The sequence below is a fragment of the Coprobacillus sp. genome (assembly GCF_984815275.1).
Genome location: NZ_CFJNYH010000039.1, coordinates 19,842 through 27,620 on the forward strand (window position 1 = coordinate 19,842; position 7,779 = coordinate 27,620).

10 protein-coding genes are annotated in these 7,779 nt (G+C 31.1%); 6 read left to right on the forward strand and 4 right to left on the reverse strand.

Features of this window, described 5'->3' with window-relative positions; all coding sequences use genetic code 11:
- Positions 1 to 148: 148 nt before the first annotated feature.
- From AC5M21_RS12840 to AC5M21_RS12850, 3 genes are all read left to right on the forward strand, one after another.
- Positions 149 to 853, forward strand: a complete 705-nt coding sequence (locus AC5M21_RS12840; protein WP_270601761.1) for a trans-sulfuration enzyme family protein — start codon at positions 149 to 151, stop codon at positions 851 to 853.
- Positions 854 to 861: 8 nt separating this feature from the next.
- Complete coding sequence (locus AC5M21_RS12845; RefSeq protein ID WP_008788315.1) at positions 862 to 1,323, forward strand: PLP-dependent transferase; 462 nt, start codon at positions 862 to 864, stop codon at positions 1,321 to 1,323.
- Between the two features lie 225 nt (positions 1,324 to 1,548).
- Positions 1,549 to 2,694, forward strand: a complete 1,146-nt coding sequence (locus tag AC5M21_RS12850; RefSeq protein ID WP_008788316.1) for a D-alanyl-D-alanine carboxypeptidase family protein — start codon at positions 1,549 to 1,551, stop codon at positions 2,692 to 2,694.
- Positions 2,695 to 2,914: 220 nt separating this feature from the next.
- Here the strand turns inward: AC5M21_RS12850 and AC5M21_RS12855 are convergent, their stop codons facing one another.
- The 4 genes from AC5M21_RS12855 to AC5M21_RS12870 are packed head-to-tail and all read right to left on the reverse strand — an operon-like array spanning position 2,915 to position 5,950.
- Positions 2,915 to 3,670, reverse strand: a complete 756-nt coding sequence (locus AC5M21_RS12855) for an ABC transporter permease (RefSeq protein ID WP_008788317.1) — start codon at positions 3,668 to 3,670, stop codon at positions 2,915 to 2,917.
- The gene (locus AC5M21_RS12860) at positions 3,636 to 4,625 is read right to left on the reverse strand and encodes an ABC transporter ATP-binding protein (RefSeq protein ID WP_008788318.1); all 990 of its coding nucleotides are present in this window, start codon (positions 4,623 to 4,625) and stop codon (positions 3,636 to 3,638) included. The genes AC5M21_RS12855 and AC5M21_RS12860 overlap by 35 nt, the downstream gene beginning before the upstream one ends.
- Positions 4,626 to 4,627: 2 nt before the next feature.
- Positions 4,628 to 5,083 (reverse strand): GyrI-like domain-containing protein, encoded by a 456-nt coding sequence (locus AC5M21_RS12865; protein WP_008788319.1) that lies wholly within the window; start codon positions 5,081 to 5,083, stop codon positions 4,628 to 4,630.
- A 3-nt stretch (positions 5,084 to 5,086) separates the two neighbouring features.
- On the reverse strand, positions 5,087 to 5,950 hold the full coding sequence (locus AC5M21_RS12870) for an AraC family transcriptional regulator (RefSeq protein ID WP_008788320.1): 864 nt from the start codon (positions 5,948 to 5,950) through the stop codon (positions 5,087 to 5,089).
- 261 nt (positions 5,951 to 6,211) lie between these two features.
- Here AC5M21_RS12870 and AC5M21_RS12875 point away from each other — a divergent pair, with 261 nt between their 5' ends.
- The 3 genes from AC5M21_RS12875 to AC5M21_RS12885 are packed head-to-tail and all read left to right on the forward strand — an operon-like array spanning position 6,212 to position 7,693.
- Positions 6,212 to 6,553, forward strand: coding sequence for an STAS domain-containing protein (locus tag AC5M21_RS12875; RefSeq protein WP_008788321.1), 342 nt, complete (start codon positions 6,212 to 6,214; stop codon positions 6,551 to 6,553).
- Positions 6,550 to 6,975, forward strand: a complete 426-nt coding sequence (gene spoIIAB / locus AC5M21_RS12880; RefSeq protein WP_008788322.1) for an anti-sigma F factor — start codon at positions 6,550 to 6,552, stop codon at positions 6,973 to 6,975. Before AC5M21_RS12875 ends, spoIIAB begins: the two co-directional genes overlap by 4 nt.
- Positions 6,968 to 7,693 carry a SigB/SigF/SigG family RNA polymerase sigma factor gene (locus AC5M21_RS12885; protein WP_008788323.1) on the forward strand — a complete coding sequence of 242 codons (726 nt, stop codon included), beginning with the start codon at positions 6,968 to 6,970 and terminating at the stop codon, positions 7,691 to 7,693. The genes spoIIAB and AC5M21_RS12885 overlap by 8 nt, the downstream gene beginning before the upstream one ends.
- Positions 7,694 to 7,779 lie beyond the last annotated feature (86 nt).

Genomic DNA, 7,779 nt, shown 5'->3' on the forward strand with positions numbered 1-7,779 from the left:
TATATAGTTATGGGATTTTTGACACAATAAATTATTAAGTCTAGTGTTTTCTTATCAATTGTATAAGAGATAAGTAGTATAATAATTATTCATCAATTGATAGGAAAACATTGACAAGGTTATGAAATTGAGAAAAGAGGTTAAAAGAATGAAAGATTTAGAAAATATTTGTTTATCAGTTGAACATGATTTTGATGGAAAGTATCAGTCTGTTGCTCCAGAAATTGTTCAAACATCATCATTTCAATTTCAGAATTTTGCACACTATGTTCATGTTAATACAGATCATGAGTTTGCATATACGTATACAAGAGGTGATAATCCAACACTTGAAATACTAGAAAAGAAAATCGCTCATTTAGAAGGAGCGGAGTGTGGAAGAAGTTTTGCTTCAGGTATGGGAGCTATTTCTGGAACAATCTTAAGTTTAGTGAAAAAAGGTGATCATATCATTATCGTTAACACTGTTTATGGCTCAAGTGTTAAATTGATTCAACAGCTTCAAAAGTTTGGAGTGGAAAGTACAAAAATAGATGTTCAAGAGACAAAAGAGATTTTTGAATATATTGAACCAGAGACGAAGATGATTTATTTTGAAAGTCCTTCTTCGCAAAGATTTGAAATGTTAGATTTAGAAATGATAGCAAATGTTGCTAAAGAAAAAAATATTTATACAGTCATTGACAATACTTGGGCAACTCCATTGTTACAGAATCCATTAAAATATGGTATAGATGTTGTCATTCATTCTTGTTCAAAATATATTGGAGGACATAGTGATATTGTTGGAGGTATTGTTTTATGTCGTCAAGAGATAATGAAATACATAGATGATTTCGCACATATTTTTTAGGAGCAACTATGTCTCCTATGAATGCCTGGTTAGCTGTACGTGGACTGAGAACTTTACCAGTTCGTTTGAAAGCACAAGAAAAATCTGTTTTAGATGTGATAGATTTTTTAAGGAATGATCCAAGAATAGAGAGAATTTTTCATCCAACTTGTAATGGTGAAATGCAGAAAGATTTGGCTAATCGTTATTTAAAGGGGTATGGAAGTTTATTAGGAGTTGTTTTAAAAGATGCAAATCCAACCATTATTGAAAGTTTTGTAGATGCTTTACATCATTTTACATTGGCTTATAGTTGGGGTGGTTTTGAGAGCTTGATTTTACCAGTATTTAAGGGCAATAATCAAGATGAATTAGAAGCGCGTGGTTTGGCTTTGGGACAATTAAGAATGTATATTGGTCTTGAAGAAACTGAAATTCTTATTGAAGATTTAAAACAAGCACTAGATATTGCTTATCAAGTGAAAATGTAATTTTTAGGCATGATATTTGGTGAAGAATTGTATCGTGGTGATATCAAGAAAGTTGATTCTATAAAAGAGTTTCTAAGTTTAAAAGTAGGAAATTAGGATGGTGAAGATGAAATCGAAGCTATGTTATTATGAAAAAGATATTTAATAATAAAAATAAGCGACAATGATTTGTTGCTTTTTTACATTTTTTTCTTTTTATCACATATAATGACTTGAGGTGTTTCCATGATTAAAAAAATACTTATATGTTTATTTGTAATGTTATTGTGTATGTTTCCTAAAGTTGTTTATGCTGAGGATTTAAAATTGGCGCCGAATGCTGCTTCATCTGTATTGATGGAAGCATCTACTAAGCAAGTCCTTTATTCATCACATGAAACAGACAAGTTATTCCCAGCATCCACAACAAAAATTATGACAATGATTCTTATGTTTGAAGCAATTAATAAAGGAACATTGAAATGGGATGATGTTTTAACATGTAGTGCTTATGCTGCAAGTATGGGTGGAAGTCAAATCTATCTTGAAGAAGGCGAACAGATGAGCGTTTCAGACTTATTTAAAGGAATTAGTATTGCATCAGCTAATGATGCCTGTGTTATGGTGGGAGAAAGAATTGCAGGGACAAATGATGGATTTGTGAAAATGATGAATGAAAAGGCTAAAGAATTGAATTTAACCAATACACATTTCATGAATCCAACAGGACTTCATGATGATAACCACTATACTTGTGCTTTAGATTTAGGATTAATGGCTTCCTATTTAATTCAAATAGGTGGTGATCGTTTATTTGCAACAACTTCTCTTTATGACAGTTATATTAGAGAAAATTCTGCTCAAAAATTTTGGTTAGTCAACACCAATAAGTTACTAAAATCTTATGAAGGAGCAGATGGATTAAAAACAGGGTATACAAAAGAAGCAGGTTATTGTATTGTTTCAACAGCAAAAAGAAATGGTTTAAGACTTATAGCAGTCGTCATGAAAGAAAGTGAACCAAAAGTGAGAAATCAAGAAGTTTCTCAATTGTTAGATTATGGTTTTTCACTTTATGAAAATGTGATTCTCTTTAAAAAAGATGATATCATTGAAAAGATTCCTATTGAAAATGCAAGACAAAAATCAGTAGAGGTTGTTTGTAAAGAAGATGTTGTCTATGTTAAAGATAAGAGTGCTCAAGATGAAGTCACATATGAAATGAATTATACAAATCTAGTTCCACCTATAAAAAAAGGTGAAACAATTGGACATATATTATTAATGCGTAGTGATGTTAATATTGCTTCGTTTGAAGTTGTAAGTAAAGATGATATTGAAGCTTTAACTTTACCTGAAAAAATGTACAATTATTTTAAAGCATTCGTATAAAATAAGATATAGTTCAATGAGATTGTTATACTCTATAGAATGAATACGAAATAAAGTCGTATCATATATAGGGTATTTTTATATTTTAAATAACAATACTTCTCATGTGTATAAAAAATAACTTAATTTATCAAAAAAGATGATTTCATAAATATATAAAATCATCATGAGATTATTTGCTTATGGTTATTCTATTGTTTCTCTATAGAAAATATTAGGTTTATAAATTGGTTTCCTTTTTTAATTTGTGATGTGCCCATAAGAAGCTGATACACCCAAGTATCATAAAAAGAATCATTACAAAAATCATCTGTCCAATATCTAATCTTTCATAGAGAATAAATGAGCGTAATATATTAATAACATGAGTAAATGGATTGATATGAATAGCAATTGCTAAAGCACCATGAATATTGTTAGCAGGAAATAATGCAGTGCTAAGAAAGAAAATGGGAAGAACAATTGCATTCATAACTGTTTCATACATAACTTCATTTGGAAGTATAAGACTTATAGCATAACAAATTCCTGCCATAAAAAATGACATTAAGAATATCAAAATAATTATATATAATATGATGGAAATATTTAAAGGAATTCTAACAGAAAAGAATAGACTAACTATAACCATAATTGTCACTTCAAAAAACGAACATAATACAGCTTCCAAAAGTTGTCCTAAAACAATAGAACTGCGATGAATAGGGGCAATCAGAATACGATAAAAACTGCCATCATTTTTCATTAAGTAATTCATAATTCCACCACTGCTACAAACACCAAAACTCACCAACACTATGAGTCCAGGTAGAATAAAGGCAGTATAATTCTTAATTCCTGTATTTTGCATAGTGCTTCCAGCTACTGAACTATACATGACTAACCAAAGCATTGGTTGTAGAATAGTAATGATTATGGTCAATGCATTGTGAAAACGCCATTTAATATTTCTGTGTAATATTGCCAAGACATTCATTTTCTTTTTTCACCTCCTGTTCTTTTTTTGTAGTTAAGCGTAAGAATACATCCTCTAAAGTTGGTTGTATGATTTGAATACTTTGACAAGGAATGTGGTTTTTTAATAGAAAATTCATTGCTTTTTCCATATCAGAATGGCTGTTTTGTATATTAACAATTATTGATTTATTTCTTGCAAATACTGATCTGCCTACAAAAAGTTGTTGGAATAAAGGAAGGCATTCTTGAACTTCATTTTGAGTTAAAAATTGTATTTGCAGACTATCTTGATGAATAAGCGAACGGAGTTGTAAAGGTGTTCCCTGTATAACATCTTTCCCATCTTTCATAATGCATATTGTATCGCTGAGTTGGTCTGCTTCTTCTAAATAATGCGTTGTTAGAAATATTGTTGTACCAAAATGATCACGTATTTTTAACAACATATCCCACATCCTCATTCGTGATTGGATATCCATTCCAACAGTTGGTTCATCTAAAAATAAGATTTTTGGATTTGACATCATGTTCAATGCAATATCTAAGCGCCTTTTTACTCCACCAGAATAAGATGATACAGGATAATTTCTATATTGTTCTAGTTCAAAATCTCTTATTAATTCCTCTATCTTTTCTTTTGCTTTAGCTTTAGGAATTTTATAAAGACGGCTTTGAAACATCATGTTTTCTTCTAAGGATAAATGTGTATCAATAGAAGTTTGTTGGGCAACACATGCAATTGTTGAACGTACAACATCAGTCTGATTGTGAATATCTTGATCAAACATAATCACTTTACCAGAAGTCGGTTTTAAGTAAGTTGTGAGTATCTTAATAAGTGTAGATTTTCCTGCTCCATTTTGCCCTAGTAGAGAGAAAATTTCACCTGTTTTTACAGAAATATTAATTCCGTTTAATGCCTGTACACCATTCTTGTATTTTTTAACGGTGTTTTGTGTCTGAATAGCGTACATATTTATTCCTCCATAATTGGAAATTGTATTTCTGTAATGTATTTGCTGGGATTCCCTTTTAAGAGCATGCCAGGACCTTTTATGAAAACTTCGCGAAAAGGTGGAACTAAGATAAATTTATTTTGTTTGGCAAAATCATTAATACATTCATATGCAAGTGAAAGTGTTTCATAGGGACCGATATGAGTAACGCAGATTGCTTTTATGCGTGGTAATTGCTTAGTTTCTATACCATTTCCAGTAGGTGTTGCGTTTGTTGGAACACAAAGTTCCATCTCTCCAATTTTCGTTTCTTTATTAAGTGAGAGATAGTTGAATAAGGGCGCCCCATTTGTCTTTCCCATAATCGCTTTAAAGACATGAGGAAAAACTTTATTGGCTTCAGTAACAACTCCCACATACTTCATATAAGCGACATGAATTGGTTCAATATCTTTTAATACAATTTGATAGTTCATAAATTAATTCTCCTTCTTTTTTATGGCAATCCACACTTCAGAATAACCACTTATGGGTTTTTCCTCTTCTATGGGATATACCTCAATATCAGGAAGTCCTGCATATTCATAGCCCGAGAATAATAGCCATTCTTTATAAAATCGTTGAAAAACACTTTGTACACTCTCTTGAAAATGTCCATCAGTTTTAAAGATAACCCATGTTGCTGCTGGTATTTCATATTCGTACATTCCTTCTAAAATAGGTTTATCACTTGCTGCAGCAATATAGTAAAAAATATTCTCAGGATTCTGATAAACACTGATTCCTAAAATTCCTCGAGGTTCTAATGTAGATAAAGAACATATTTTTTGAAAATTCATTCCTTGTCTTGTTTCTTTCCAAAAGTTGGGGATATTTTTGTGATTTTCTCCCATGTCTTCAACTAATGGAGTACGGATGCCAACAATACGCATAGCATCTTTTTTCTCAATGTGATATGACATAACATGACCGCCTGTAACTTCAACAGAAAATTTGATTGGTGGATATGCATTTAATATACTTCCCATGTTTTTAGCAGCAGTGGGAGTCATACCATGAACATTTTGAAATGCTCTATTAAAAGAAGTAGGGGAAGAATATCCATATTTCAATGCAATATCTATGACCTTTTGTTCTGTTCTTTGTAATTCAAAAGCCGCTTGCGACATCCTGCGACGACGAATATACTCCGCTAATGAAATACCTGTTACATAGGTAAACATACGTTGAAAATAGTACGTTGAACAACAGGCAATACGTGCTGCTTCATCATTAGATATTTCTTTATCCAAATTGTTTTCAATATATTCTATGGCTTTATTTAAATTCATTAACCATTCCATGCAAGTTCCTCCTCATACATTATCTTATCTTAATGGTTATTTATATTCCTCTCTTTTCTTGTCCTCATTTGTAAACTTTATCTTAATCAAATTTTTATATCAATACATTTCTTTAAGTTAATCAAGATCTTTTTATCTATAATAATGTAAAAATTTAAAAGTGCAGATTTTTTCTACTTTTGTAGGTTTTGTTCTAGTTTTAGCGAATCGATTTTCTTTCAAATTGAATTGGTATATGATAGCAAAGAAGGAGGAATTGATGTGGAAAACAGTATGAATATAGAAATTACAGATCAGTTAATTATTGTCCATTTTCAAGGTGAAATAGATTGTGTTAATGCCCCTGTTTATCGTCAACAATTAAGTGATCTACTAGAAGAAACAAATGAAGACGTCGTTTTTGATTTTAAAGGCACATCTTTTATTGATAGTTCAGGAATTGGTTTGGTTTTAGGTCGTTATAACCAACTCAAGTTTGATCATAGAACTCTTATTTTAACAGGTTTAAATCAGGTAGCATATCGTTTATTTGAATTAACAGGATTATTTCAAATTATGCCTTATTATGAAACAATTGAAAGTTTAAAGGAGGGGACACTATGAATCAAATGGAAGTTAGCTTTAGTGCATCACTTGATAATGAGAACTTTGCTCGTACGACAGTAGGTGCTTTTTTAACACCTTTAAATCCAACAATCGACGAGATTATTGAATTTAAGACAATTGTTGCAGAAGGTGTCAGCAATGCGATTATTCATGGCTATAATCATAACCCAGAGTGTATGGTTGTTATGAAAGTACAAATAGAAGATCGTCAAGTCAAACTCATTATACAGGATTATGGAAAAGGCATTGAAAACTTAGATCAGGTGAAAACACCTTTTTATACAACCGCAAAAGACTTAGAACATGCAGGAATGGGAATGACAATCATAGAAACACTTGCTGACTCATTAGAGATAGAAAGTGTTGTCAATATAGGAACAAAACTAATCATCACAAAAAGACTGAAAGATAATGGCTAGCTCAAAAACATTAGACTTACTTGTAAAGGTGCGTTCAGGGGATGAACAAGCTAAAGAACAGGTGGTCAAAGATAATCTTGGATTGGTATGGTCTATTGTTCATAGATTCAAGAATAGCTATTATGATAAGGAAGATTTGTTTCAAATTGGTTGCATTGGATTAATGAAAGCTATTAATCATTTTGATCCATCATATAATGTCCAATTTTCAACATATGCTGTTCCTATTATTATGGGAGAAATCAAAAGATATTTCCGTGATGATGGAACAATCAAAGTTTCACGTTCACTCAAAGAATTAAATATCAAGGTCACCAAAGCCAAAGAGATATTGCAGGCAGAAAATAATGAAGAACCTACTGTTGAAGAAGTTGCCCGTTATTTGGAGGTAGATGTACATGATGTTGTTGAAGCTATTGACTCATCTTACTACCCAACTTCATTAAGTGAACCAATATATGAAAAAGATGGTTCAACAATTAGTATGGAAGATAGATTAATTGATAAGAGTGATCATATGTGGTTTGAAAAAATTGCCTTGGAAATGGAAATGGAAAAACTAGATGAGAAAGAGAAAATGATTATCTATATGCGTTATCAATTAGATTATAATCAGGAAGCTATAGCTCAAAGATTGGGAATTTCACAAGTTCAGGTTTCACGACTTGAGAAAAAAATTGTGACAAAATTGAGAACACGCTTAAAAGATGGAGGATAATGTGATATAATAAATCAAGGTGATAGAAATGGAAAAAGAAGATATCAAGAAATCCTTGTTTGAATATATAAAAGTGATTATTATAA